At 34.2% G+C, this 26,924-nt stretch carries 23 protein-coding genes; 6 read left to right on the top strand and 17 right to left on the bottom strand.

Annotated elements, in window-relative coordinates; all coding sequences use genetic code 11:
* Window positions 1-29 precede the first annotated feature (29 nt).
* The 3 genes from BMY18_RS08315 to uvsE all read right to left on the bottom strand — a co-directional run bounded on the left by BMY18_RS08315 (window position 30) and on the right by uvsE (window position 3,767).
* Window positions 30-569 carry a CDP-alcohol phosphatidyltransferase family protein gene (locus BMY18_RS08315; protein WP_330385963.1) on the bottom strand — a complete coding sequence of 180 codons (540 nt, stop codon included), beginning with the start codon at window positions 567-569 and terminating at the stop codon, window positions 30-32.
* 223 nt (window positions 570-792) lie between these two features.
* The gene (locus tag BMY18_RS08310) at window positions 793-2,268 is read right to left on the bottom strand and encodes a protein adenylyltransferase SelO (RefSeq protein ID WP_092452709.1); all 1,476 of its coding nucleotides are present in this window, start codon (window positions 2,266-2,268) and stop codon (window positions 793-795) included.
* A gap of 242 nt (window positions 2,269-2,510) precedes the next feature.
* The gene (gene uvsE / locus BMY18_RS08305) at window positions 2,511-3,767 is read right to left on the bottom strand and encodes a UV DNA damage repair endonuclease UvsE (protein WP_092452706.1); all 1,257 of its coding nucleotides are present in this window, start codon (window positions 3,765-3,767) and stop codon (window positions 2,511-2,513) included.
* A 393-nt stretch (window positions 3,768-4,160) separates the two neighbouring features.
* Between uvsE and BMY18_RS08300 the strand changes: the two genes are divergently transcribed.
* Entirely contained in the window at window positions 4,161-5,015 is an 855-nt protein-coding gene (locus BMY18_RS08300) for an NAD(P)/FAD-dependent oxidoreductase (RefSeq protein ID WP_092452703.1), read from the top strand.
* Window positions 5,016-5,078: 63 nt separating this feature from the next.
* On the opposite strand, the gene BMY18_RS08295 is transcribed toward BMY18_RS08300, so the two are convergent.
* The 8 genes from BMY18_RS08295 to BMY18_RS08260 form a co-directional block, all read right to left on the bottom strand.
* Window positions 5,079-5,399 carry a rhodanese-like domain-containing protein gene (locus BMY18_RS08295; RefSeq protein WP_092452700.1) on the bottom strand — a complete coding sequence of 107 codons (321 nt, stop codon included), beginning with the start codon at window positions 5,397-5,399 and terminating at the stop codon, window positions 5,079-5,081.
* Window positions 5,400-5,560: 161 nt separating this feature from the next.
* Window positions 5,561-5,893, bottom strand: a complete 333-nt coding sequence (locus BMY18_RS08290; RefSeq protein ID WP_092452697.1) for a hypothetical protein — start codon at window positions 5,891-5,893, stop codon at window positions 5,561-5,563.
* Between the two features lie 212 nt (window positions 5,894-6,105).
* The gene (locus BMY18_RS21390) at window positions 6,106-7,713 is read right to left on the bottom strand and encodes a hypothetical protein (RefSeq protein WP_242940995.1); all 1,608 of its coding nucleotides are present in this window, start codon (window positions 7,711-7,713) and stop codon (window positions 6,106-6,108) included.
* 517 nt (window positions 7,714-8,230) lie between these two features.
* Window positions 8,231-9,394 (bottom strand): aldo/keto reductase, encoded by a 1,164-nt coding sequence (locus BMY18_RS08280; protein WP_092452694.1) that lies wholly within the window; start codon window positions 9,392-9,394, stop codon window positions 8,231-8,233.
* 51 nt (window positions 9,395-9,445) lie between these two features.
* Window positions 9,446-10,342 carry a diguanylate cyclase gene (locus BMY18_RS08275; RefSeq protein WP_092452691.1) on the bottom strand — a complete coding sequence of 299 codons (897 nt, stop codon included), beginning with the start codon at window positions 10,340-10,342 and terminating at the stop codon, window positions 9,446-9,448.
* Window positions 10,343-10,595: 253 nt separating this feature from the next.
* A complete protein-coding gene (locus BMY18_RS08270) occupies window positions 10,596-11,081 on the bottom strand; it encodes a ferritin-like domain-containing protein (RefSeq protein WP_092452688.1) in 486 nt (161 codons plus the stop codon).
* Window positions 11,082-11,173: 92 nt separating this feature from the next.
* On the bottom strand, window positions 11,174-12,025 hold the full coding sequence (locus BMY18_RS08265) for an NAD-dependent epimerase/dehydratase family protein (RefSeq protein ID WP_092452684.1): 852 nt from the start codon (window positions 12,023-12,025) through the stop codon (window positions 11,174-11,176).
* A 47-nt stretch (window positions 12,026-12,072) separates the two neighbouring features.
* On the bottom strand, window positions 12,073-12,924 hold the full coding sequence (locus BMY18_RS08260) for an aldo/keto reductase (protein ID WP_092452680.1): 852 nt from the start codon (window positions 12,922-12,924) through the stop codon (window positions 12,073-12,075).
* Window positions 12,925-13,116: 192 nt separating this feature from the next.
* Here BMY18_RS08260 and BMY18_RS08255 point away from each other — a divergent pair, with 192 nt between their 5' ends.
* From BMY18_RS08255 to BMY18_RS08245, 3 genes are all read left to right on the top strand, one after another.
* Window positions 13,117-13,497 (top strand): MerR family transcriptional regulator, encoded by a 381-nt coding sequence (locus BMY18_RS08255; RefSeq protein WP_092452677.1) that lies wholly within the window; start codon window positions 13,117-13,119, stop codon window positions 13,495-13,497.
* A 60-nt stretch (window positions 13,498-13,557) separates the two neighbouring features.
* The gene (locus BMY18_RS08250; RefSeq protein ID WP_092452674.1) at window positions 13,558-14,148 is read left to right on the top strand and encodes a TetR/AcrR family transcriptional regulator; all 591 of its coding nucleotides are present in this window, start codon (window positions 13,558-13,560) and stop codon (window positions 14,146-14,148) included.
* A 268-nt stretch (window positions 14,149-14,416) separates the two neighbouring features.
* On the top strand, window positions 14,417-17,497 hold the full coding sequence (locus tag BMY18_RS08245) for an MMPL family transporter (protein ID WP_092452671.1): 3,081 nt from the start codon (window positions 14,417-14,419) through the stop codon (window positions 17,495-17,497).
* Between the two features lie 101 nt (window positions 17,498-17,598).
* Here the strand turns inward: BMY18_RS08245 and BMY18_RS08240 are convergent, their stop codons facing one another.
* Window positions 17,599-17,988, bottom strand: coding sequence for a hypothetical protein (locus BMY18_RS08240; protein WP_092452668.1), 390 nt, complete (start codon window positions 17,986-17,988; stop codon window positions 17,599-17,601).
* A gap of 332 nt (window positions 17,989-18,320) precedes the next feature.
* Between BMY18_RS08240 and BMY18_RS20735 the strand changes: the two genes are divergently transcribed.
* Window positions 18,321-18,500 (top strand): hypothetical protein, encoded by a 180-nt coding sequence (locus BMY18_RS20735; RefSeq protein ID WP_139197244.1) that lies wholly within the window; start codon window positions 18,321-18,323, stop codon window positions 18,498-18,500.
* A gap of 233 nt (window positions 18,501-18,733) precedes the next feature.
* Entirely contained in the window at window positions 18,734-19,462 is a 729-nt protein-coding gene (locus BMY18_RS08230) for a MerR family transcriptional regulator (protein WP_092452662.1), read from the top strand.
* Window positions 19,463-19,472: 10 nt separating this feature from the next.
* Here BMY18_RS08230 and BMY18_RS08225 read toward each other — a convergent pair whose 3' ends face one another.
* The 5 genes from BMY18_RS08225 to BMY18_RS08205 all read right to left on the bottom strand — a co-directional run bounded on the left by BMY18_RS08225 (window position 19,473) and on the right by BMY18_RS08205 (window position 26,905).
* Window positions 19,473-20,366: an N-acetylmuramoyl-L-alanine amidase family protein gene (locus tag BMY18_RS08225; protein WP_092452659.1), complete on the bottom strand. Its 894-nt coding sequence runs from the start codon at window positions 20,364-20,366 to the stop codon at window positions 19,473-19,475.
* A 96-nt stretch (window positions 20,367-20,462) separates the two neighbouring features.
* Entirely contained in the window at window positions 20,463-22,220 is a 1,758-nt protein-coding gene (locus BMY18_RS08220; RefSeq protein ID WP_092452657.1) for a GMC family oxidoreductase N-terminal domain-containing protein, read from the bottom strand.
* 77 nt (window positions 22,221-22,297) lie between these two features.
* Entirely contained in the window at window positions 22,298-22,915 is a 618-nt protein-coding gene (locus BMY18_RS08215; RefSeq protein ID WP_092452654.1) for a hypothetical protein, read from the bottom strand.
* Between the two features lie 257 nt (window positions 22,916-23,172).
* A complete protein-coding gene (locus tag BMY18_RS08210; RefSeq protein WP_092452652.1) occupies window positions 23,173-25,101 on the bottom strand; it encodes a multicopper oxidase family protein in 1,929 nt (642 codons plus the stop codon).
* Window positions 25,102-25,207: 106 nt separating this feature from the next.
* On the bottom strand, window positions 25,208-26,905 hold the full coding sequence (locus tag BMY18_RS08205) for a S8 family peptidase (RefSeq protein ID WP_092452649.1): 1,698 nt from the start codon (window positions 26,903-26,905) through the stop codon (window positions 25,208-25,210).
* Window positions 26,906-26,924: the final 19 nt, after the last annotated feature.

The raw sequence follows: 26,924 nt of genomic DNA, 5'->3' as shown, positions 1-26,924 counted from the left end.
AATAACTTATCTATAATAAAAAAGACTCATTAATTTCTATGAAATATACTTTTAATATCTAGCGCCAATTTTTTTGATATTAAATTAATTAATAATTCTTCAATTGCACAGATACTTGCACAGATGCATATAAACCAAGAAGTAATTATTATCCCTGTGCAAAAATATAGCAATGGAAAACAAAATAATACTAGTCCAGTTATTTTGTTCGCATATGTATGTAGAAATGCAAATCCGTGATATTTATAAAAGCCTATAGCCAGTGATACCAAACGAATTAACGCAATTCCTAATATCCAAACAGCTATTTCCGATGGGATTTTAACCCGTGGTATAAATACCACCAATATTATGACAAAAAATATAGTATCTGCAATACTGTCAAGTGTTGCTCCAAAATGGCTTGTTGCTCCACTTCTTCTGGCAAGATATCCATCCAACGCATCACTTAAACCGCAAATAACATAGATCAATAAAAATAGAGGAGTTAATGGATTTATAAATAATAATATCGGTGAAAAGACAATTCTCATCATAGTAATAATATTGGGTAATTTCTTGATTTTCATCACCGTCCAAGCTCATATATTTATATGTGTTTCTATTTAAAAAATGTTTATCTATTATACATGTATCTAGTGTAACATACATTATCTACACAAAACGTCAAGATTTATCTTTTTACCAATATTTTTATAATGATATAGCATAGATATCTATGCTATATCATTATAAATACCAAATGAAATAATACTCTTCATCAATTTTATAGTTGAAATACTTTTTTTGAATTTATGTTCCACAATAGGTTCGATAAGGTTGAGTTGATTGTTCAGGAAGTGTATAGTAATCATTTTGTTCTGGAAAATATGCATAAGGCTTCGAAATAACATCTAGAAGCCGATTCATCAAGCTATAATCTTTCTTATTTTCTGCGGATTCTAGTGATTCTTCTACCCGATGGTTGCGAGGAATTATCGTAGGGTTGCAACTTCGCATCAACTCGTGGGCGGCATCTATCGTTTCCTGCTGCCTGCTAAGTCTTACCTGCCACTGTACATACCACTGTTCAAATTCCGCCGTTTTAAACATGCTAGAATCTTTTAGTTTATCAACTGTTAATGCTCGAAAGGTATTGGTGTAATCTGCATGATACTCTTGCATTATACTTAATAGGTCTTGAATAAGCGCTTCATCGTCTGGCTCTTCGTTAAATATCCCCAATTTTGCTCTCATTCCTGCTATCCAATTACTATGATACAAGTCCGCAAACTCTGTAATCGCATTTTGCGCAATTTCAACAGCTTTATCCTGGTTGGCATGTAATATAGGTACTAGCGTTTCGGCAAATCTAGCTAAATTCCAAGCGGCCATTTGCGGCTGATTCCCATATGAATAGCGGCCTTTCGTGTCAATAGAGCTAAATACGGTTGCTGGGTCATAAGCATCCATAAAAGCGCAAGGTCCATAATCAATGGTTTCCCCACTAATGGCCATGTTATCAGTGTTCATCACTCCATGAATAAATCCAACTAATTGCCATTTTGCAATCAAGATGGCCTGACGCTTGATGACTTCTTGAAGTAAGTAAAGATAACGATTTTCAACATCATTAACTACAGGGAAATGTCTTTGCAATGTGTAATCAGCTAAAATCCTCAAATCCTCAACGGTTCCCCACTGGGAAACATATTGAAACGTTCCAACGCGCACATGGCTTTTTGCCACTCTGGTAAGGATTGCACCAGGCTGTTCTTTTTCACGAATAATTGACTCACCCGTGGTCACAACTGCTAAGCTACGTGTAGTTGCAATTCCCATCGCATGCATTGCTTCGCTAATGATGTATTCGCGAAGCATAGGTCCAATTGCCGCTCTTCCATCGCCTCCGCGAGAGTATGGCGTTCTACCAGAACCCTTGAGTTGAATATCAAAACGCTCACCAAGTGGCGTAATTTGTTCCCCTAAAAGAATCGCCCGGCCGTCACCTAGCATAGTAAAATGGCCGAATTGATGCCCTGCGTAAGCTTGCGCAATTGGCAGCGCCCCTTCAGGAATCTGATTCCCCGCAAAAATTGCTACCGCATCCTTACTTTGAAGCGCCTGTTCATCCAATCCCAGCGATATCGCCAATTCATGGTTGAGAATAACAAGCTTCGGTGTGCCTACAGGGGCAGGAGATTGTCTTGTAAAAAACGATTTTGGCAAACGAGCATAACTGTTATCAAAATTCCATCCTGCTTCTATGATTGCTTTTTTTTCTATCATGGAGTCTCCTTTTCTTGTATTCCTTGTTAATCACTTTTCTTGTATTATTCCTTGTATTATTTCTTGTATTATTTCTTGTATTTTTTCCATATATATTTTCATGTTCATTTCCTTATATTTTTGTTCTTTGAAGCCTTATTTAGTATTTGCTTCTAATGATTTATTATACCGAAGCACTTGCTGTAGTAATAATTTTAACTTATCTATAGTTCATGAATTTATATAAAATTAATTTTAGCAATTTACAAATCAAAATAATAAGAATCTAGAAGATATTTTTCATCATATTTCACAGTCAGTCTCCACAAAATATTTTTTGTGGACTTTGAAGATATTTCTCCTTTTTTTAAAAGCTCTATACTTTTTAAGCATGATCGTTTTTCTGCTTCTGTTACCTTGTTTTTGAAATACCCCCAAACGTGCTGTGCCGCATTTACTGAATTTTCACTATTAATGTCTTTTTGCAATGCATCCTCGATAATATTATAAAATGCAATTGCCGGATAATCAGCTTTATTTATCAATAGTTTTCTTATCATCAAATAATGTTCTTGTGAACATTCAAGCACCTTATACTTATACCTGCTCCATTCTAACTCAAGTGTTTTAATTTTTCTTTCAGTGGATGTACAGTTGATACATTTGACTGCTGAAAGATTTTTATCTTTCACTTCCAACATGATGTCGATGTTATCATAATCAATTTGATTATAAAATTCGATGAATTCATTGATCCTAATTGTACCGGAATGAGAACCGACTCTCTTATCCTGCGCCTGCTGTGAATAATGAATCTTTGGTACGCCATCAACTTCTTTCCATGTTTTTTTACACTCATTTATCCAATATACCTCATCAAGATTACTATCATATGGATTCACTTTATTATGAAGGTTATCGAAAACAACTGGTATCTTCATATTTATGCCTATCTGAAAGACATCAGAAATATTATAACTTCTGTCATCATTTTCAATTACAAGTCTTCGTTTGACCGCTTCATTTAAAAGATTATAATTTTCACAAAACCTTTGAATGGCCTGTTCCTTGTCTTGATAGACCCCGCCAATATGCAAAATAATCTTATGTTTGGCACTTAATTCAAGGCTGTCAAGTACGCGTGCACTATATTCTAAATCCAGGATTGCTCTATTCACAACATCTTCATTTAAAGAATTCAAGACTGTATATTGCCCAGGATGCATTGACACTCTCATACTAGCTTTTTTTATTTTACTTCCAATTCTTTGAAAGATGCTTTCAAATATCTCCCACCATTTAAGATTATTCACTGGACTTGATCCAAATGGTATTATGTCAGAGCTGATTCTAAATAACTTGATATTATTTTTAATATTATAATCAATCATGACTTCAAGAACATTTAAATTATGTTCAATCAGTTCATTCAGTTTCGCTTCACTCGCATTTTTTGTGATGCAACTTTTTTGATCTGCACCCTTTAGTCCAATAGCAATACATGCATATCCTATACTCATTAGTAACCTCCTAGTATATATTTCCTCTTAATATTAAATGTTTTTCTATCATATTCTTAACGAAATTTATCTATTACATCGCCATTTGCAAAAATTATTTGTATTTTATATAAAACCAATTTTATTATAGCATTATATAGTTCTTATTTCCATTCTTACTGCGATTGCTGCGATTAACTATTTAAACTTATATATAATAATGAAATTCAATCGTGTATATAATATTGAGATTGAATCGTATATATAATATTGAGATTGAATCGTGTATATAATGTCATGTATATAATATTGATATTGACCAATATGATAACCCTTGTTATAATTTACAATATAAACGGAAACAAATACTGCATATTAAGATAACACTTATATATAGGAAAGGCGGAAATTAAAATGTCAAATGTAATTATCATTGGAAATGGTCCAGCCGGAATCTCTACAGCTTTATATACAACTAGAGCCGGAATAGATACTACAATCATAGGAAAAGATTCTGGTTCTTTAGGAAAAGCTTCTGAAATAGAAAATTACTATGGGTTTGAGCAACCAATTTCTGGCAAGGACCTTATACAAAATGGAATTGTTCAAGCCAAAAGACTTGGTGCGAAAATGTTAACTGAAGAAGTTGTTGGTATCTCCTATAACGACAAACTAGCTGTATTAACAAAAGAAAATGAATATCTTGCTGATAGCATCGTAATTGCTACTGGTTCTTCTCGAACAACTCCATCAATAAAAGGTCTGAAGGAATTCGAGGGCCACGGAGTTAGTTACTGTGCTGTATGCGATGCATTTTTTTATAGAGGAAAAGATGTAGCAGTTTTAGGCAATGGAGAATATGCGATTCACGAAGCACTTGATTTACTTCCAACCTCCAATTCTGTTACGATTGTAACAAATGGTAAGGAACCAACTACTTTTATTCCAGATCTCATCAAACTAAATACAAATAAAATCGAATCCCTTTCCGGAGATGAGGTACTTGAAGGAATCAACTTCATAGACGGAAGTTCGCTTAGTATTTCTGGCTTATTTATTGCCATAGGAGTAGCAGGAAGTGTTGATCTTGCTAAAAAACTGGGAGCAAGAATAGAAAACAATAAAATTGTAACAGATGAAACAATGGCTACTAACATTCCTGGCCTATATGCTGCTGGTGACTGTACTGGTGGATTATTGCAGATATCGAAAGCAGTATATGAAGGTGCACTTGCAGGTACTGAAATTATAAAATATCTTAGAAATTAATATATCCACAAAATGTAGATAAAGAAGCAGGCCCAAATGGGCCTGCCTCTTTATCTACTTTATCTACTTTCTCTTCGTTCCTACATATGAACCCATTCCGCCTGAAACATTTATTACATTATATCCTTGTTTTAAAAGTGCTCTACAAGTTCTTCCACTTCTTCCACCTGATTGACACATAATATAGTATGCTTTCTCTTTGTTTAAATATTTGTTAGGTTCATTTAAAAGATTACCCATAGGAATATTCTTGGCTGTCCTTATGCTTCCACCTTTAAACTCATAAGGCTCTCTAATATCGACCAGTTCCACTTTTCCTATCAAATTATCCATATCATTTACATTTATGGCTTTGTCTTTATCGCTTTTCAAAAATCCAAACATCTTATTGTTCCTCCTAAATTCTTAAGAAAATTAATTTTTTATAGATTGAAATTATTTTATAAAAAATTTATAATTTATTGTCTTCTAATTATCATTATATCAGCATTTGTATTATTATCCGTAACTTAATCACTTATACAATTTAAAAACTCACACCTATTTTATTCCTTCTTTAATCGATCATAATATACGTACAATTTTTGCACGCCATTTTCTAAAACGTAGTAATGCTTTATGTAAGGAATTAAAAGAGACAAAAGTAGTAGAATTAAAACATACAAACCTACCTTCTGGTATGAAAAGCTGCAAAAAATTGACATCATGGATAATATTGCAAAGGTGATTGTAACAATGAGGTGAATAAGTCGCTCATGCTGAAAAAATCCAATTTGAATTAGAAGGTCATCTTTGTATATTCTTTTCTCCTCTTTTGACATTTCTTTACTCAACTGTTTGTCCATATATTTTATATATTCCTTTAACCGCCTTGCCATAGTAATCCCCCTTGCGTATATACTACTCTTTTCTTTGTAAATTCTCCTAATATCAATTAATTGCGACTAAATTTATTCTCTAAATTATATACCCACATATAATTAATTACAATTATTAGCTCAAGTAAAAGGGACTATGCTCAATCACATAGTCCCTTTGTATATATCATTCTATTATTACCAAGAAACATTTTTAACATAAATTTGATTGGTTACTTCCAATATCCTAGTTGAACACCTTTTGCATATATCGCTTTCCCTTTTGAATAATATCCATATGAATTCAAATGTGACCAATCTGATTTTAACGAATCTGGTACTTCTCCCAATTGCGACATTTCTAAATCTGCAGATGTCGCTACTAGTCCACAGTCTGCTAACCCATTCGTTACTAAGTACTCTCTCATATTAATATAATGATCACCATAAGCTTGTTTTAATGCGACATCCCAAGAGTTTCTCTCTTCTTGTGATCCATCCGTATCACCAACAATAATAAAATATTTACATGTACTATATTCAATCATTGCATCATACTGTGCAATTAATACATCATAGGATGGAGACCTATCATCTCCAAATCCTTCTTCCCATCCGTTATTATTACCCATTTCAAGAACCAGTATATCATCTCTTCTAGCAATTGATGTTGGTGTTATAATTGCTGTGTTAGTAACAATTACCAGTTCTGCTCCATCTACTGCTCTTTTAAAAGTATATAGATATGTGTCACCATCATAAGAAAGCTTTCCAGTTATTCCACCAATTGTACAAGCATTAAAGCATTCTTTTTCCGCATTATTGTCGGTTCTAGCAACATCTATTACATTACCATCTTCACATACTATTTTAGTAAATGACACACTTCCGCTAGCTGGAATTGTAATGTTATTCACATACATTTCCATGCCACCTTGTCTGGATGCAATAGTCCTACTGTCCTCTCCATTAACACCCATATTATAAACTGTATTTCCAGTTAGTTTTGCGAGTGTAGTTGTCTCTGTCGCTCCACTGATTCCACCTACTACAATACTATTGTCAGCTCCATGACCTCTTGTTAAGCTATCACCCCAACAGGTTATAGAGCGCAATTTACCATCATATGGTATTACGTTTTTGTATACACTTAAATAGGTTTTCTCTAGAATTGGAACCGTCTCAACCGCTAAAACGGGTTTAGCTAATACTTCCAATTCAAAATCGATGCTAGATGTATTTTCACTTTTATCTACCGCTGTAATCGTTAAGCTTTGAGTCCCTACAATATCAGTATCATACGCAGAACATACTAATGTATTACTTACATCTCCATCCGCATTATCTATCGCCGCTACCCCTCCAAGGGCGTTAAACTTGTGCCCTTCTGTAATTCTACAATCTGTAACTCCACTTATTACAGGAGCTTGCGTATCTTTGACAATTATTGTTACTGCTACTGTCTTAGAATTATGATAATTATCTGTAATCATTACCAGCTCTATTTTTTCTCCGATGCTATCATATTCTTTTGATGCAGAACCATCTACAAATTCTACTAACGTAGTACCATCTGCAGTAATCTCCATATCTATTCCAGATATATCAAATGTATCCCCAATCTCTTCTTCATAAGATGCCTGGTTCAATGTCACTGCCAATATGTGTGATTCTGTCGCTACTTCAGTTGCTCTTGCTTTTGTAGAATTTTCAATAGCAGTGCTAATTAAAGGTGATTTTTTGTATATGAATAACGCCCCGATTGCAATCGATAATAGGACAGCAACAATAACTATATATTTTATTTTATTTGTCTTACTTTTTTTGTTCGTTTTATTCATTTAATTTCCCTCTCGAAATATCAATTCAGTCACGTAAGCTAATAGAAAAACTTATATAGCATAATATTTCTCCCTTTTTTAATTAATAATCAAGTCCAAAATAATGTTAAAAATATATCTAACTCATATTATACAACAAGTTCTTTACATTTAAAAGTAAATTTGATTGTAAAATTATAACTTATGCTCCCCGTCGTCACACCATAAAGTAAAAGGCGCCCTATTCAGGAACTTTATTATTTCTAATCTTAATAAAATCGAATAAAATATAATAGGACAAACATACCATATTCTATAATTTTCATTGGAGTTTTAGAAAACTGATTCTGCAACTATATTTCCAATAAATCTTTTATTTTTCCCTCCTACTATGTATTACGAATGCCACACTAATAATGTTGCACTAAATTTTTTTCTTATGATTTTGGCTGTCTCCCCTCGACTGTTTCCTGACCTTTTCTAACAAAGACATCCCCTCTGAAAACATCTCAAAGGGGATATATTTATTAACATTTATTTATAATCTCATGAACTTTTTAATTAAAAACTTCAAAGGTTTATAGTAAAACTTTTCCATCGCTTTTGATACGTTGGATAACTCGTCTCTAATTGCAATGTTTTGTGGACAATGTTTTTCACATAATCCGCATTTTGTACAAAGTGAAGCATTGTGAGGTTTGCTTATTATGCTAGTTTGCATAATATATTTACCAAAAGCAGACATTTTACCTTCAATTTCTCTATCATTGTAGCAAGAAAAACAAGTTGGTATATCTACACCGTGAGGGCATGGCATGCAATAATTACATCCTGTACATGGGATTTTTATTTTTTCATCTAAAATAGTTCGCACTTGCGTAAACAATTCAAAATCATCTTCTGTAAATGTATTTGCCTCAGCTTGCGATGCCACTCTAATATTTTCTTCTACCATCTCCTGCGAATTCATCCCTGACAATACAACTGTAACTTCCGGATGATTCCAAATCCAACGAAATGACCATTCAGCTGGCGAACGTTTCACATATGCATTTTCCCATACTTTATAAACTTCTTTTGGCAGATTCGTAACTAACTTCCCACCTCGCAGTGGCTCCATTATCATAACGGGCAACCCTTTTGATGCGGCGTACTGTAATCCGCTTTTTCCAGCTTGTTTATTCTCGTCAAGATAATTATACTGTATCAAGCAAAATTCCCACTCATAGACATCTACGATCTTGATAAATTCATCCTTACCACCATGGTAAGAAAATCCAATATTAATAATCTGTCCATTTTCTTTCTTTTCTTTTATCCAGTCTAAAACGCCTAATTCAACAAGTCTATTCCAAATATTAACATCTGTAACCATATGTATTAAATAATAATCAATATAGGTCGTTTGCAAACGTCCTAATTCTACATTAAAAATTTTATCAAAATCTTCGTATTTTTTTATTAAGTATGGAGGCATTTTGGTGGCTATTTTAACGCGATCACGATATCCTTTTGCAAGAACTCGTCCTAAAGCGACTTCGCTATTTGGATAAATATATGCTGTATCAAAATAATTGACCCCATTTTCTATTGCATAAATTATCTGCTTTTCCAATTCTTTCTCATCTTTTGTAAACCTCATACAACCAAAGCCAAGTATAGATAATTTATCATTGTTTTTCGGATTCACTCTATAATTCATATTCAACTTTTCCTTTCATAGTTTAATCATTTTTTATTAGATAAATTTTTATTATTCTACTGTACATCTATTTCTTCCATCCTCTTTGCTTTTATACATTAAAGAATCGGCTCTTTTTATCATGGATTCTATAGTATCGTCTGGTTTAACCATAGTCGCGCCGATTGAAATCGTTACCCTTAGCTCTGTATCACTCACTATTAATCTTGAACTTTCAACTAACATTCTAATTTTATTAACCAAACTAAATAATACTTTTTCCTGACAATTTGTAAATACTGCTAAAAATTCCTCGCCACCCCAACGCCCAATCAAATCGTTACCTCTCGTTGAATTAACATAGGTTCTAGCAAGCATTTTAAGGACTTCATCCCCAACATCATGACCGTAAGTATCATTTACCACTTTAAAATGGTCAACATCTATAAAAGCTATCCCAAACGGTATATTAAAAGTTTTATATTCCTTCATTTTCAAATCAAGATAAGTCTCAGTGTATCTTCTATTTGGGAGTCCCGTTAAATGATCCTTCAAAGCAAGACTTTTATATTTTTCAGCCTCATCTTCTATATTAACTAATAATGGAGTAATTACCATAAATTCAGCAGATCCTATTATTTTCTCGTCTTTATATAGCGGAATTGTCTTTATTGAAACAGGAACACGGTGCCCAGCTTTATGGCGTAGAAATATGTTCGCTTTTCTAATAATTCCATCTTGGGTCGTTTGATGAAGTGGACAACCAGTAATACATAATTGTTTACCACTCTGATCTACATGTTCTAAAATATTATCGTAGCAATTTTTACCGATCACTTCTTCGGCTGAAAAACCCGTGATTTCCTCTGCTCCTTTATTCCAAAAGGTAATTACCCTGTTTAAATCAACGAAGTAAACTCCTTCAAACATCTCATCAAGCAACTCTATGTTGCTGTAATCATCTAACATAAATGACCATCCTTTTTGAATTATTAATATGCTCTATTTCCATTTATGAAGATTTTAAAATGATAACTAGCTTTAAAACAATTTTCTATTTCTTAATATTATCATCTAGATTATGAATCTGGTCAACAATTTTTTTCAAAATTTTTTAGCATGTATTTTTGAACCTTATTAATAAGATTTCACTATTAAATAAACAGATTAAAAAAGACCAATTATCCTGTAACGAATAATTGATCTTTTTGATTAATGAATATTAGTACTCTTTTCGAATACCAAATTCAGCATTTTCAACCCATTCTTCTGGTTTTAAGAGTAATGAAGCGATGTTATCAAGGACTTCATAGTGATGCTTTTCTTGCTCAATCAAATATTCAAACAACTCTTTTTCTTCATTTGCAGTAGCTTTCGCTAAATATTCCTTATAAAGATCAATACTTTGTTTTTCTTTCTCTGTCGCTATTCTATAGAAATCGAGTTGACTAGAAATTTCTTTACCCTCAGTTTTTATATTTCCAATACCTTCAAATATGTTTTTAGCCTTTAAAAGAGTATCTGATTCTATTAACTGAAAAGACTTTTCATTCATCTTATCCGTTAGAATCTGAGCATGCTTTTTTTCATCCTCAGCAAGCATAAGACATACCACATTCAGACCATTGTCTTTATTGATATTTGCTTGTTCTCTATAGTATTTTTCTCCATCTAATTCCATATCAATTGCAAATTTCCAATTATTCATAATTTCTCCTTTTCTATTTAGCACCAAAAGCTTTGTCATGTCATTTTATATTCTACTAGGTTCCTCTAAAATATTAAATCTACTTTGCAAACTTAGATATTTGATATATTATCACGCCAACTATGAATGGGTTGCCAATTAAGTACTTTCTTAGCTTTTTCATTGCTAAGCAAAGTGTGATAATTGTCAAGCGGTACGCGAATGTCTTTTACTTCTGGAAATTCTGCTTTCATTAGTTCACTGCTTTTAATATCCATACTTGTATCGTCTGCCGATAGATTGAGTGCAATATATCCAAGCCCTTCTGTTTCAATAGCCAATCTGCACGCAACTGCAATATCTCGTGCATCTACATAACTCCATAAGATATTGCGGCGTTTATTTGACTCGCGAATAAATCCAGGAAAATTTTTATACATATCAGTAGCAATAATATTACCGATACGTAACGAGACAATCTGCATACCACATCTGTGATTTATCATTTCTGCGGTTTTCTCCGCTACGATTTTAGACAATCCATAGCAATCCTCCGGACGCTGTGGATGATCTTCATCCATCGGAACGTATTGAGGTTCCATATTTTGCTTGGTAAACACGATTCCGTAGGAAGATTCACTTGACGCAATCACAGCTTTCTTGATACCTAGTCCTGCTGCCGCCTCAAGGATATTATATGTGGTCATCACATTATTTTGAAAGGTCACCTCGTTAGGATGACTGTATGCTACAGGAATTGCTGCAAGGTGAACAACGGCATCCGCACCGGCCAGTGCACCATAGCATTCTCCAATATTCATTAGATTAACCGTCATAAATTTTGATAAGGTTTGCTTTGGTTTGGTTATATCAACTCCCAAAACATCATATCCCATCTCCACAAAATGTTCTACTACGTAGGGGCCTAGCCGTCCGCTTACGCCTGTTATCACTACTTTTTTCATGCACATTACGCTCCTATATTATTTTTACACATATATGTTAATTTCTATTAAAATGTTTTTGTATCAGGATTGGTAGCAGTTCCACAGCAACCTTTTAAATTTGAAATTGCCTGCACATCTTGTGCTGAAAGCTCAAAATCAAAAATATTGGTGTTTTCCTTAATACGGGATGCTGTTACTGACTTAGGCAAAGGTAAGAATCCCATCTGTAAGCTCCAACGGATACAAATCTGAGCAATCGACTTCCCGTACTTGTCTGCAAGCACTTTCAATTCCTCCACTTCAAATATCTTACCCGTTCCAAGTGGACTATATGCTTCTAGTAAAATATTTTTAGATTTACAATAAGTAGTTATCTCATCTTGTGTATCTCCTGGGCAAAGTCTTATTTGATTAACCATTGGTGCGATTTTTGCTGTCTTCATAAGCTCTTCTATATGACGTTCGCAGAAATTACTAATTCCAATAGCACGAATGCGCCCGGCCGCATACAATTCCTCCATTGCCTTCCATGATCCTGCATTGGTTTCTTGCCATACATCTCTGTATTTGATAGGATTTGGCCAGTGAATAAGATATAAATCAAGATAATCCATATCTAGATTTTTCATAGTTTGTTCAAAAGCTGCTAACGTATTCACATAACCATGATCTGGATTATTTAGTTTACTCGTTATAAAAAGTTCTCCCCTTTTGATACCGCTTTGCTTTACAGCAATGCCGACACTTTCTTCGTTACCATATCCGGCAGCTGTATCAATGTGACGATATCCTAGCGCTATAGCTTCCTTTACCGAAGATACTGCAATTTCTCCATTAGGCGTCTGCCATGTACCGAAACCCACACATGGAATTTTCACTCCATTTTGTAATTCATAACAATCTGTTATTGATTTCATTATTGCTCCTTCTCTGCTTTGCGAAAGTAATTCGCATTATTTGCAGATACCTAGATTAAAAACACAAAAATTTTTATCGAATAATTATCCCTAGATATATCTTGATTTACATTTTAGCATAATGTATACTATTTATTATAAACCTTAACGTCAACTTTAAGTCAATAATAACATTTAATTAAGGAGAAAATTTTGAATTATTCTATAAAACAAGTATCGGAAAAAACGAATTTAAAGCCATATGTTTTACGTTATTATGAAAAAGAGGGCTTGCTACCTTCCGTAAGTAGGAGTGAAAGTGGAATACGTCGGTATTCGGAATATGATTTGGAATGGATTGGGCTGATTTGTTGCCTTAAAAATACTGGAATGTCAATTAAACAGATAAAGGATTTTGTTGAGTTGAGCTTACAAGGCAACGAAACGCTAAAAAAACGATGTGATCTGCTGATAGAACATAAAAGAAATGTTGAAGAACAAATTCAGGAGATGCAAATACATTTGCAAAAAGTTGCTTGTAAGATAAACTATTTTACCGCACAATATGAAAATTACAACGAAGATAATTCCTAATGTTTACATTTATATTATTATGAGCTATAATACAAGTCAAAAGTGAACGGAGGTTCATTCATGCAATATCTAAAAGAAGATGTAAAAGAAAGAATACTAAAAGCAGCCTTTCAAGAATTCAAAGACAAAGGCTTTCTTGATGCTTCCATAAGAAATATTACCCATAACGCTGGAATTTCAACAGGTAGCATGTATAGATACTTTAATAATAAAGAACAGTTATTTGATACGATAATTGAACCCGTTTATAATAAACTATTCAGGAATGTATTGAATCTTCAGAAGTCAACTGATTCCTGCTCCAATCCGATTGGTGAAATAATGGATATCAAGGTTCAAATTTTGGATATCTTCAAGGAGAACAGTTCAGAACTTTTAATTCTTCTAGATAAAAGCAAAGGTTCAAAGTATGAAAATATCAAAGAGCATATGGTATTGTTGACAGACAACATTCTAAAAGAACAACTTTTACCTCAATTGAAAGAAAAAAACATTGTAGTTAAAGATACTTTCATTACTTATGTACTTTCCACAACTTTAATTGAAGGTGTTTATACCATTTTGAAAAATTACGATGATGGTGTTGAGATCAGCTTTCTTATTGACCAATTAATCAATATATTTTTCACAGATATTGATCAACGAATTTAATTTTCTAACATTTTCTTTTTTTTTGATTGTAATAATGAACCAATGTTCATTACTGCAATATATTATACCATTATATCAAAAATGTTTTATCAATGAATTTACGTGACTTTAAAAATGAACGAATGTTCACTTATTTATATGTGGTAATTTTAAAGACACCTAATTATATAAAAATTCACATTACATTTATTGAAAGGCGGTGACAAACTACTAAGCAAGTGTAGTTATACTTTTTTTTAAAAATAAAATAGTTATATAGGAGATTTATATGAAAATAATATTAAAAATGCGTTGGGTAATCTTTGGTGTATGGATTATCGCGGCAGTTCTACTTACGGTTTTTCAACCTGATATTAATGCAATACTAAGACTAAGAGGGCAAGGTGATGTCAGTGCTGACAGTCCCTCAAAAATAGGAGCTTCTATTCTAAACAATATGAGCACAGCAACTGGAAAAAACAATATCATCGTTTTTTTTAACGAGAATAAACTGACAAATGATGATATGACGCAAATTGAAAATGGATTGAAAACAATTCAAGCTGACAAGGCTGAACTTGGTATGGATAATATTGTCGATCCTTTCAACATACCTGAAGCAAAGAGTTCAATCTTGTCTAGTGATGAGACAACTTTAATGATTCCTTTTAACCTTGACAAAAAAGGGCGAGAAGTAGATGATATCAAAAATCTAATAGATAGTAAGCTAACCGATGTAAAGGTGACTTACTACCTCACTGGAGAAGATTTTATAACAAATGATTATTTAAAAACAACAGAATCAGGAGTAGCCAAGAGCGCTATTATTACGGTTATATTTATTCTAGTGATACTCATGCTCATGTTTCGCTCCATTGTCACTCCAATCGTTTCTCTCTTAGCCGTAGGGGTATCCTATATGTGTTCTATGGGAATTGCGGCACAACTGATTGATAAGCTTAACTTCCCTATAACCAGCCTTACACAAATGCTGCTGATTCTGATTTTATTTGGTATTGGAACCGATTATAATATACTGCTCTTTAATCGATTTAAAGAAGAATTAAGCCACGGTTATTCTATTGATGAAGCCATTGCTATTACTTACAAAACAGCTGGTAAGACTATATTTTTCAGCATACTTACCGTATTTATTGCATTTCTTAGCTTAAGCTTTGCAGAGTATGGAATATACCAATCAGGAACTGTTGTTGCGATCGGAACTGCAATTTTATTGCTAGAGATTCTAACCTTTACTCCATTTATAATGAAGACCTTAGGAAAGCGATTATTTTGGCCTTCTAAAAATACTTCTGGACATAAGGAGAGCAAGTTATGGGAAACAACTACTACTTTTTCAGTTCGCCACCCTGTCATTTCAACCCTAATACTATTGGCGATCATTATCCCTTCTATTTACTTTAATACGCAAAAAATAACGTTCGACTCACTGAAGGAAATGGGTGATTCATCACAGGCTGCTGTTGGATTTAATATTGTAGGTGATCATTTCAGCAGAGGTCAAGCTATGCCAACTACTGTTGCTATTGAAAGCATTAATGCTTTGGATAATAATGAGTCTATGGCAGTGATAGACCAACTTACAGAAAGGCTCAAAAGTATAGATGGAGTCAAACAAGTTTCTAGCGCAACGCAACCAACTAGTGAACCAATTGACGCATTCTATATCAGTGATCAAACAAAGACAGTTACTGATGGACTCAACGCAACGAAAGATGGAGTTGGAAAAATCCATGATGGTTTGAATACCATCAGTAAGAACTTAACTACACCAGATTTCTCGAGCGTAAATGACTTGGTAAAAGGAACCGGTGATATACAAAATGGTCTTGGAAGTATGACTAATGGCCTAAATCAAATTGATAGCGGAATGATTCAAGGTGCAGGCGGTGCTGCTAATATCAGTGATGGTATCGGACAATTAAAAACAGGTCTTAGTACGATTAATAATAATATTTCAATTATTTCCAGCGGTTTATCTGGGCTTCAAGGAGGATACGCTCAATTAAGGGAAGGCTATAAGGGCATTGAACCGCAACTGATTACCATACAACAAAGTATTGGAGGTATGAATCAGCTGATTGAAGCATTAGGTGGAAAATATTCAGATCAATTAGCCACGGATGAGCAATACTTAGCACTTAAGCTTACAGGTTCTTCTCTTGAAACCGGTTTGGCTCAGTTAAATGGAGGATTAAAAGTATTAGGCGAAAACTATGATTCTTTAAATTTAAATTTCCAGCGTGCAAACGATGGCCTAAATCAGCTTGTTCAAGCACAATCGCAAATAGTGAGTGGACTAGATCAACTTGAAAATGGAGCTACCGCTCTTTCTGATGGACTAAATGCGACCAGTGCCGGGCAAAAAGAAATAATTGCAAATATGGAAGCTATGAAATCTGGTGTCGGAAAAATAAAAGATGGTCAACAACAACTTTATGACGGCTTGACTACGCTTTCCAGTGGAATGGGTCAGTTAAAAGGTGGTATTGACCAAAGTAGTAATGGACTTAGTGATATATCCGATGGCCTTGGAAAAACAAGTGCATTTATGTCACAATTAACAAGCTCTAAGACATTTTTCATCCCAAAAGAAGCCTTAACTAGCATCGATTTCAAAAAATCTTTAGATACTTACATGTCGAGTGACAGGAAAACAACAAAGTTAACAGTCATTTTGAATAATGATCCATATTCAATGGATGCAGCAAATACGATTCAAACCATAAATGATACATTACCTGATGTACTGAATGGAACTGTTCTGTCATATTCAAGGTTGGGAACTACAGGCCCAAGCTCTGTCACCAATGATATGAATCGAATATTAACCAGTGATTTGAATAGAACAAAAGTGATTATACTTATATGTGTTTTCCTTGTACTTCTTCTAATCATCAGATCCTTTTGGATTCCAACTTATATAATTGGTGCCTTACTTGGTGCTTATTATATTGGAATGAATGTAACTAACTTTGTCGTACAAAATATATTTAAACTCGAAGGTACATCTTCCTATATACCGTTTTTCGTCTTCATTATAATTATATCGCTTGGTGTTGATTATAGTATTTTCCTATTGATGCGTTATAAGGAGTATCCTGAGCTGTCTCCAAAGGAAGCAATTATCCTTGCATCAAAAAATGTAGGTGGCGTAGTAATATCCGCCGGAATCATATTAGGTGGAACATTTGCCACACTAATGCCATCAGGATTATACCTTTTAATTGAATTAGCCATTGCAGTAATTGTAGGTCTCGTAACATTATGCTTTGTTTTTCTGCCGATACTACTTCCGGCTCTGATTGCTTTGCAAGATGATATTTCTAAGTTAATTAAAAAAAGATAGATAATACACATTTAATTCATTTACTATTAACCTAAAAAAGATAATTGGCCTAGTAGCGTTACTAGACCAATTATCTTTTTGTAAATGAATTATAATTTGAATCATTGATAGAAAATGGCTGTAATCATAAAATCTGTACCGTATTTTTCATTTGAAATGATCCCACTTTCTGACCACTTTCCAAATCCTGCTTCTACAGCTAATGGTCGTAAATCACCATAAAAAGAGAAAACACCTTTGCTCCATACTTTCTTATATCCATTTCGTACTAGAAGTTTTTTTATTTCTTTTAAATTTTTATTTGCAATTTTATTCACTCGAAAAATAGAACTAGAAACATGGAAAAAATCTTTGTAAAATAAAGTACTCTTACAATAATGTGCAAATAATATACAATTTACATTTCCACAGATTTTTATATTTCCTTTTAATATCACATTATATTTATCACTAATTTTATATGCTTGGCTTATTATATCTTTATTCTTCATAATAAATCTCCCTCTTATTTCAGACTTGTGCAAGGTAATAATGTAATATTATAACCATAAATCCTAAAAATATTTAATTTGATTATAAATTTCGACAATAGAACTTATTTTGTAACACCATTCTGATTATGACATAAAATATATTATACTAATTAATAAGGAGCTTTATATTATGTTTAACTTAAGTAGTAGTAAAAAAAGGTCCACTTCTGATGACGACCTCTGCGAAGATGATTGGGATTGGAGCTGTGATTGGGAAAAACATTCAAAAAAAAATGACTGTGGATGTAATGTTTCAATAAATATCTATTGTAATAAATGCAAAAAAGATAATGATTTCAGCGACAGTGACTTCAGCGACAGCGACTTCAGTGACAGTGACTTCAGCGACAGCGACCGTAGCGACAGCGACCGTAGCGACCGTAGCGACAGCGACCGTAGCGACAATGACTTTAAATGTATGTCGAAAAAGAAACCTGTCTATAGTGATGGGAAATGCAATATTTATGTAAATGTTTATTGTAATAGCTAAAATATTTAAGTCCAATAAAATTTCTAATTTATAGGTGTGAAGATAATAACGAAGCATTCGATTATATAAAATCAACTTATAAATGAGTTTGGCCCGCGCTTGTATATGAAAGCGTGGGCCTTAATATTACTTTTTGATTTTATTTTAAAAAAACAATTGACTCTTACGTTACGTAATAGTTTATAATACAATTAACAAGAGGAGGTAAGGAATATGTTAACGGTAAATGAAGTAAGCAAACGAACAGGTGTAAGTGTGCGCACACTACACTATTATGACCAGATAGGCTTGTTGCATCCTTGTGATGTAACAGCATCCAACTATCGACTGTATGACGATACAACGCTAGAACGTTTACAACATATTTTATTATTCCGCGAATTGGAATTTCCATTAAAAGAAATCAAAGAAATTCTAGACTGTTCAAGTTTTGATAAAAACAAAGCATTGGAGCAACAAATAAAGCTTCTTCAGTTAAAAAAGGAACACCTAGATAACTTGATAGACCTTGCTCTTGAAATAAAAATGATTGGGGTAAAAAAATTGGATTTTAAAGCATTTGATACATCAAAAATTGATGAATACGCCGCAGAAGCGAAAGCAAGTTGGGGCCAAACAGAGGCCTATAAAGAGTTTGAATCAAAATCAAAGAATGATTCAAAGGAGGATTTCGGAAATGCTACTACCTTGCTTATGCAGAATTTCGTTGGATTTGGAATGTTGCTAGAAGAGTCACCCGAGTCTGAATCAGCGCAAAATCAGGTGAAAGCCCTGCAAAATACGATAACAGCTAATTTCTATAATTGTACAAATGAAATTCTTTCAGGTCTTGGCCAAATGTATACTGGCGATAGCCGATTTGCAGAAAACATTGATCATGCCGGTGGAGAAGGAACTGCTGCGTTCGTTGGGAAGGCAATTAAATATTATTGTACAAAATAACAAATAAATATTATTGTGTGAAATAACAATCAATTCCATTTGCAATTCCTATTACCATTTTATTTTGATAATCATCTGACGCCATGAGTGCATCTTCTCTTGGATTGGTCATGAAGCCCATTTCAATAATTGTGGATGGGACTTGTGACCAGTTTATACCACTCATGGTATCAGTTTCCCAGACAGATTGCCTAGCAGCTCCTGTCGACAATGTGAAACTCTCTAAAACACATACAGACAAAGCTTTGCTATTACTGTAAATTGCAGCATTATATGGATTTGAAGATGTCTGGCAGATAGTCAAAGCTCCATTAATACTACTAGTTTCTGAACCATTTGCATGAATTCTTATAAATGCAGCTGCATTTGCTTCATTTGCAAGAATGGCCCTTTCTCTATTGCTAATATCTACATCATTACTCATACGTGTCATAAGAACTTGATAGCCTCTGCTTTCAAGTTCTTTTTTTAATTTCAATGAGACCTGTAGATTTAGTTCATATTCGCTTAAGCCAGTAACGCATCCGGATGTTCCTCCAGTTACCTTTGCTTTCGTTCCTGTTGCTCCTGGACCTACTGGCTCCTGATTATTGTTTCCTCTTAATTGATGGCCTGGATCTATGACTATTAAACGAGCCTCTGAAATCACAGTTGATACGACCGCTTCATTCACTTTAACCGCTTCATTCACTTCGACTGCTTCATTCACTTCGACCGCTACATTAGCGGTAACTTTATCCAGTTGAATTTCATTATTGTTATTATTGGAGGCCTCTTCTGCTAAAGTGCTAACTTGATTTTGAGTAGCAGCATTTGAAGTTGTACCTCTTTCATTTTTGTTTGAGCAAGCTGCTAATGTAATAAGACTTATTACAATCAACAATACTATTGTCAATTTTTTCATTTATCTGTATTCCTCTTTTAGATTATTTTTCAGTTTTTATATGTCGCTTGTAATATGTATTATTTTAATTCATTATAACTGTAATAAATAATTAAATCAACGTGGTCCGAAGTACTTTTCAATAATTTTTTCTGCTGTACGCGTTGCTAGCGCCTGGGTTGTAAGTGTTGGATTCGGTCCACCCAACCCATTATATAGCACACTATTATCTGCGATATATAGCCGTTTTACTTGTTTTGCTTCACAATTTGTATCCGTTACATATCCCATTCGCATTGTACTTTGAATGTGTATATATATATTAGGTGGCCAGTTAGAACGAATAATTGTTTTTGCACCTGCTTTCCTTAAAATTTCTGAAGCAATGCTAGCTAGTTTATCTCTTTTTTCTTTGTCTTTATCACTTGGTTCACAGCGAATGACTGGAATGAAACCATTCTCATCTTTGAGTTCGTGGTCCAATGTGACTCCGTTTTTTTGATTTATCTCATCATCTGTAAATATTAAAATACTTAATGTTCTTGGATAATCTATCATAAATTCTTTGAGTTGTTCTCCTACCACTAGGCCTTCAATATCCCATGGCTCTTTTTCTTTCGATTTATTCAAGAAATTATAACCTTTATCACTAGTTCCGTAAATCATTGAAGAATATAATCCAGGACTTAAACCAAATATCTCAACAACACCAAGCCCTGGGTAATCAAATCTAGCCGCAGCATTCTGACCAACATATGGTTTTATATCAGATACCCCCAAAATATCAATCAACTGTTTTTCATCAAAAATACCTGCTACACAATCAAACCAGTGATTAACCAATCCTTTTCCAACCCACTCATTTTCAGGTAATTGAGAATTTAACCATAGACGAGGTGTTTCTATTCCACCGGCTGCCATTACTACTACTTTCGCTCTTAATTCTCCTGTTTCTCCTGTCCAAGTGTCTCTATATAATACACCAATAGCATGTAACCCTTCTCTATTATTAATTTCTTTTAGCGCATTTTGTTGAGAATCCCCTTCCTGCTCATCATCTTTTGTCAAAATCTTCGTAACAAATGTATTGGGCCGAACTTCAATATTTCCTGATCGAAGCGCACGTGGTACATAGCTCACAAATGTTGATCTTTTTGCTACTCCTTCTATCGTTGGCCCCATATTACATCCATTCACACAATGTCCTCTTAATGTACAACCAACGGATTTGTTATTTTCCAAATCAAAATCAGGATCATTTAATCGGGGATTGGGACGTAAAATTGCATTCGGCTGTGGTCGATATCCAGGGCTCGTTACATTTGGAGTTTCTAAGCGTTTCCAACCAGCTTTTTTCGCTCCGTAATAGAATAAGTCTTCTTTTGCAGTAGCCGGTGCTGGCCAAACTGGTAGCGTCGTCTCCACTTTTTCATAGTATGGAATCAGTTCTTCATATGGTATCGGCCAAATGTTATCTACTGCTTGTGGATAAGCACGAGGACAATTCCCGAAATAATGAAGTGTGCTTCCTCCTACGCCAGAATTTTGCCAGGTAAAACCTCTTCCAGCAATACTCCTAGGCCATGGACTTAGCTCTCTATTAGCCGGTCCCCAACGGAATTTACCAGACATAGAATCATTCATATCATCTTCTAAATCTGTAAAACTTTTCTTCAATATATCAATACTCAAATCATCATAACTAGACCCACTTACAGCACCGGGTTCAGAATTTGGATTAGGCCATTTTTTATTCCCATACCAAGGGCCCGCCTCAATCAGCAATACTTTTATCCCCTTCTCTGCCAGTTCTTTCGCAACAACAGCGCCACCCCCACCTGCTCCGATTATTATCACATCCGCATCATTATTCATATAAACTCCCATCTACGTGCTTTTTTACACATTTTCCAAAATATTATTTTCCTAATGTCCTTTCCTACGGTATTTTTCTAAGGTTCTGTTCTAAAGGCACGATATCCCCGTGAAGGCCCAGGATATCCTATCTGATTCCAACTAAATGGATAAAACTCTAATTTACGTTGATTTGGTGTAGCCAAACGTGTAGAACCATACCCTGACCATTCAGAATAATATCCCATCATAGTAAATCTGTTTAAAGTACTTGTAGTATATAGTACTAATTCTGGATTATCATTAAATGGTACTGGCAAATCTTCAAGATAACCATTCATCTGTTCCAATAGCGTTATTGCACGGAATCGATCACTAGGTTCAATTGCTGCAAATGCGCTTCCACTCATAAATCTCGAAAAGTTTACTAATCTATTATTTCTATCCATAATGACTAAATGCTCTGCTGCAACATCAAGCATTTCTGCCGTAGGCTCGGCAATCGGGATATAATAATAATTAAGTGACAATATTATATATTCATCTGTATGTGAATCCAACGCCCCAAAAAACTGTATTCTACCATATTCTTCGGCCAACCCGGGTGTCCGTGGTATAACAGCATCTACGAAAGCCTGAAAAGTTTCCTGCGTACGTTTCAATGATTCATTTTGATATTTTATCATATAATCTGGGCTATAAAATGTATCATACATTTCTCCACCTACCTTTTTTATTCATAGCTAGTTATTATAGCTATTTATAATGGCTATTTATAATGGCTATTTATAATGGCTATTTATAATGGCTTATCATCATAACTTTTTGAACATGGCTTTTATACAAAATATGATTGACAAGATCTATTTATTACGTTTTAATTTAGTAATCTAAATTATAAGAAGCAGAAAACCTTGGAAAAAAATACCCTAGGCTTTCTGCTCTCATTTTATCCTTTAAAACCTATCTCGTTTCAATGTTCACATTTGTTGATTACATTGAATGGCCTCATCATTTCATTATCTTCATGATCTAGAATATGACAGTGCCATACATATCCTGGTCCGAGCGTTGGATCGAAAGGATACCTGTTCTTTCCTGGCTTAACAATCGAATTAGGAGTATTTTGTGGTGCAAATCGCACTATTATGCGTGTTACCTGATTAGGATTCATTCTTACCGTGTCTTTCCATCCTTTTTCATTGTCATCCGGTTCAATTGGTTCCCCAAGCAAATAGCATTCTACTGGTAGTACCTCTGTCGGATGGTCAAAAGGTGGCATTCCATTTATTTCTTCCCATTTCATTTTATATTCATCTGCATTGAAATCTTGACGGTTTAACAACTGATATTGCACTAAGTGTAAATGTATCGGGTGTGTATCCATAGTCAGATTTGCAATTACCCACTCCTGCGTTGAACCTACTATTGGTAACTCAGAAACAGGAGCTTCCCATTTTTGTCCATTTAGAAGTAGGATTTCAGGGCCATTTAGTCCCATAACTTCATTTAGTGTCAAGATTCTTTGAGGTGAATCTGGTATTAACGTAGGAATATTATTAAGCTTATCAGGGAGTTTCTCTGGCTCTATTGGTTTCGCACAATTAATAGGAACAGAAAATTGCATAATTTGTCCTACCGTATTTGGGTCAGGTTCTTCCCCATCTGGGAAAGGCGTATTTGCATTATTCAATAATTTAATTGAAGTTCCTGGTTCAAGATGCGAAAAGTCTACCAATATATCTGCACGTTCACCTGGTGCAATTAAAAGTGTGCTCAGTACCACCGGTTCTGGTAGAAAACCGCCATCTGTTCCAATTTGTATGAATTTCATGCGATTTGACATTTCAAGATTATAAAACCGTGCATTTGAACCATTTAAAAGGCGGATCCGATATTGACGCCGTTCAACATTTAGGTTCGGCCATACACTTCCATTTACCATGATCGTATTCCCTAAAAATTCAGGCACCCAGTAAGGATGAATTTCTGGATTTATTCCCTCATTATAAAATGAAAATGAGCCATCTGTATAAAATGATCTATCCTGTATTACAATTGGTATCTCGTATTTGCCTTCAGGTAATTCTGATTTTTTCTTACTCCCATTGTAATAATCACGTAGCAGATAAAAGCCTGCAAGGCCTGCGTATACATTTAGCCTTGTAGTACCTAATGAATGATCGTGATACCATAGTGTTGTAGGCTCTTGCTTATTCGGGTAAGAGTACATGGATGTTGTAAATGCAGGGCCTCTCTTTCCATTATAAGTAAACCACGCATCAGGATGACCGTCATAAATAGAAGGAACCTCGCCTCCATGCAAATGTGTCACTGTAGTTACCGGCCTTTGTGCCTCAGGAAACCCCTGTGGAAACATAGGCCAAGGCTTAGGCGGTTCCATTGGCATATCATTTGGATTTGCCCAATGTAACGTCGGATCTACGGCAAATCGATTAGAACATTTCAATTTATTAATCCACTTTACCATAACCGGAATATTTCTAACCGCTTCAAACGTAGCTCCTGGTGCACTTCTTGAATACTTTATTTTTCCTGTTTTTGCATCCTTTACAAGTCCGCCATATCCCCAAACTGTAGTTTTCGGAAATCCTTTCGGAAGAATCTGCTGCTTGAACTCACTGATGTCAACAAAATATAAGTGTTTCTTCTCCTTTTCCTTGCAACATTTATTCTTTTTTTTTGTTTTTGCCTTAGACTTGATTTGGAAAGGCTTATAAACTGGTGGTTTTAATAATTCATTAACATACTTTGGTATACATGCTGGATCAAGTGGTTTAATTTTCCCAGTTTTCGTTTTTTTCTTTTTTATAAGTTTCTTTAAGTTGCTTACTCCTTCAATAATATAAAAGCGTAATATTCCAACAAGATATTTGAACATATTTGCTCCTCATTAAATAATTATATACTACATATTACGTTGTTCTCTTAAAAAAGGTTACGTTGGAAATAAAAACATATAATGTATACTTAGATAGCATGAACATTCATCCTCTCAAACTAAAAAATGCGTTATAAACATCTAGAATTCCGTAACCCCATTCTTTATTTGGATATGTAATACTTGGATTTCTTTTTGCGCCACGAATTAAAATGCGTTTGATTTGTAAGGTATCAAATTGCGTTTGATTTCCTTTCACTATGCCCCATTCTAAAAACATTGCGACTACTCCTGCTGTAACAGCCGCTGAAATACTAGTTCCACTTTTTACAGTATAATTATTTTTTGATTCAGGTCCTATCATATCGACACCAGGTGCAGCAAAATCCGGATTAATTATATTGGATATTGTAAACCCTTTACTTGCACTTTCAAATATACTTTTATCCACATAATTATATGCCGTTGCTGTAATTGGAATAAACGAATTTCCCGGGGTTGTCAGTGTGTAATAGGGATCAGGTTTTAAAAAATAAGTTTCTTTTTCAAGGAAATTACTAATTGGTAACCACATATGAAATTGAGGTTCAAGATTAAAACTTGAGTATACCCGAAAGCGCCAAATACCCTCAATTGGATTCTCAAATCTTAATAGAATAAGTTCATCCCCTGTCTGTGATTCTACCAGTTCATAATCAACAAAGAGTTTTGTACTCTCAAATATAAATTTGATTTCTCGCGTTTCTTTTAATCTGGCAGGAATTCTTGGCACATATTGACCTGTTGGCGAAAGTATATCGATGGAGAATATATTTGGACTATTACCCCACAATTCCATAGAAAACCCTTTGCTATTAGGTCCAACTTTTAATTCTACTGTATCATAGCCAATCTTTTCGTCTACAATTGCTGAATAATGATGTCCACTATTTCCTTCATTGCCAGCTGCGACTGAGATACCAACACCCTTATGATCTGCGATTGAAGTAAGATAAGTGCTTAGCGCATCGCGTGATTCATGAGAACCTTGAGAAGTTCCAAGTCCAATACATATTGATATTGGACTGGAATTTTTTTTTGCGATTTCTAGTAAATACCTTATACCTAGCATAATATCGTTCTCTTGGTAGCAGTCGACCTCCGGTGGAATCAAAAAAAAGCTTTTAAGGTATTGTTTTGCAGGTTTGATTTTCACTACCACAATTCTGGAATCTGGGACAACACCAGAAAACTTTTTGGCATTATTTTTAGTTCCAGCTACTATTCCAGCCAAAAAAGTTCCGTGACCATTATTATCAATACTTGGAACAATTGCGAAAGGGTCTGCACTCTTTAATGCTAAATCAATCTGGTCTTGTAAATATTCTGTTCCATAATAGAAGCCCATTGGTATAGAAGAAGTATTATTAATTGTTTGATCCCATATTGAGATTATCTTTGTAGAGCCATCTGAATTTCTAAACGCTTGATGTGAATAGTCAATACCTGTATCTATTATTCCTATTAATACACCATGCCCTGTTAAACTTAGATTAGGAACATTTTGTATTCGGGTAATTCCAGTTTCCTCTAAACTTTGAACATCCATTAGCCCGTAACATTTAGGAAATATGCTGTATGAATACTTTTGAATTAAATCATTTGGTAATTCTGAAATTGGTAGATAAGCAACTGCATGAGTGTAATTAATAATGTCATAACAAAATTCAGGAATAGATGTTAGGATTTCTGGGATCTGGTCATTTTGTAAGATAAAATCCGCATAATCTTCACTTATAATTCTTTCAATACAATTTTGATTCAATATTTTTCGCCCCTTCTTT

The organism is [Clostridium] fimetarium, from assembly GCF_900111235.1.
In the GTDB taxonomy this organism is placed as follows: Bacteria; Bacillota; Clostridia; order Lachnospirales; family Lachnospiraceae; genus Clostridium_N; species Clostridium_N fimetarium.
The sequence above is the reverse complement of the archived record's forward strand: the minus strand, read 5'-3'. Positions and strand labels throughout refer to the sequence as shown.

Coding starts and splice junctions, on each gene's coding strand:
- BMY18_RS08240 (WP_092452668.1), bottom strand. CDS start 17,988: ATGAAGAATAAAGATATAATAAGCCAAGCATATAAAATTAGTGATAAA.
- BMY18_RS08230 (WP_092452662.1), top strand. CDS start 18,734: ATGTTAACGGTAAATGAAGTAAGCAAACGAACAGGTGTAAGTGTGCGC.
- BMY18_RS08310 (WP_092452709.1), bottom strand. CDS start 2,268: ATGATAGAAAAAAAAGCAATCATAGAAGCAGGATGGAATTTTGATAAC.
- BMY18_RS08245 (WP_092452671.1), top strand. CDS start 14,417: ATGAAAATAATATTAAAAATGCGTTGGGTAATCTTTGGTGTATGGATT.
- BMY18_RS08290 (WP_092452697.1), bottom strand. CDS start 5,893: ATGGCAAGGCGGTTAAAGGAATATATAAAATATATGGACAAACAGTTG.
- BMY18_RS08215 (WP_092452654.1), bottom strand. CDS start 22,915: ATGTATGATACATTTTATAGCCCAGATTATATGATAAAATATCAAAAT.
- BMY18_RS08265 (WP_092452684.1), bottom strand. CDS start 12,025: ATGAAAAAAGTAGTGATAACAGGCGTAAGCGGACGGCTAGGCCCCTAC.
- BMY18_RS21390 (WP_242940995.1), bottom strand. CDS start 7,713: ATGAATAAAACGAACAAAAAAAGTAAGACAAATAAAATAAAATATATA.
- BMY18_RS08295 (WP_092452700.1), bottom strand. CDS start 5,399: ATGTTTGGATTTTTGAAAAGCGATAAAGACAAAGCCATAAATGTAAAT.
- BMY18_RS08225 (WP_092452659.1), bottom strand. CDS start 20,366: ATGAAAAAATTGACAATAGTATTGTTGATTGTAATAAGTCTTATTACA.
- BMY18_RS08250 (WP_092452674.1), top strand. CDS start 13,558: ATGCAATATCTAAAAGAAGATGTAAAAGAAAGAATACTAAAAGCAGCC.
- BMY18_RS08270 (WP_092452688.1), bottom strand. CDS start 11,081: ATGAATAATTGGAAATTTGCAATTGATATGGAATTAGATGGAGAAAAA.
- BMY18_RS20735 (WP_139197244.1), top strand. CDS start 18,321: ATGATTTCAGCGACAGTGACTTCAGCGACAGCGACTTCAGTGACAGTG.
- BMY18_RS08210 (WP_092452652.1), bottom strand. CDS start 25,101: ATGTTCAAATATCTTGTTGGAATATTACGCTTTTATATTATTGAAGGA.
- BMY18_RS08260 (WP_092452680.1), bottom strand. CDS start 12,924: ATGAAATCAATAACAGATTGTTATGAATTACAAAATGGAGTGAAAATT.
- BMY18_RS08275 (WP_092452691.1), bottom strand. CDS start 10,342: ATGTTAGATGATTACAGCAACATAGAGTTGCTTGATGAGATGTTTGAA.
- uvsE (WP_092452706.1), bottom strand. CDS start 3,767: ATGAGTATAGGATATGCATGTATTGCTATTGGACTAAAGGGTGCAGAT.
- BMY18_RS08220 (WP_092452657.1), bottom strand. CDS start 22,220: ATGAATAATGATGCGGATGTGATAATAATCGGAGCAGGTGGGGGTGGC.
- BMY18_RS08280 (WP_092452694.1), bottom strand. CDS start 9,394: ATGAATTATAGAGTGAATCCGAAAAACAATGATAAATTATCTATACTT.
- BMY18_RS08315 (WP_330385963.1), bottom strand. CDS start 569: ATGAAAATCAAGAAATTACCCAATATTATTACTATGATGAGAATTGTC.
- BMY18_RS08300 (WP_092452703.1), top strand. CDS start 4,161: ATGTCAAATGTAATTATCATTGGAAATGGTCCAGCCGGAATCTCTACA.